We start from the raw sequence: 264 nt of genomic DNA on the forward strand, positions 1-264 counted from the left end.
ATCCGAAACTAACTGAAAAATTAGTATCTAAAAAAGAAATAAATAAGTTCAGAGATAAAGATATTACCGGAAAAAATTTAGATAAAAAAATTGAAGAGTTAAAAAGAAAACGAGTTACAGATAAAGATCTTCAAGATTTAACAGATAAAGATGTTAAAGTGTTAGCTATTAAAAGTAAGATGACTTCTGGTTATCAAATGGCTCCTCAAATTATTAAAAAAGATGTTAGTGAAAAGGAATTTACTATAATTAGTGAAGGTTTAG

The 264-nt window shown here is 25.0% G+C and carries 1 pseudogene; it reads left to right on the top strand.

The features are described 5' to 3' along the window. Nucleotides 1-264, top strand: a pseudogene (locus MR083_RS27255) (penicillin-binding protein); the annotation flags it as partial.

Source organism: Bacillus cereus group sp. BfR-BA-01408 (assembly GCF_022663305.1).
Classification (GTDB): Bacteria; Bacillota; Bacilli; order Bacillales; family Bacillaceae_G; genus Bacillus_A; species Bacillus_A pacificus.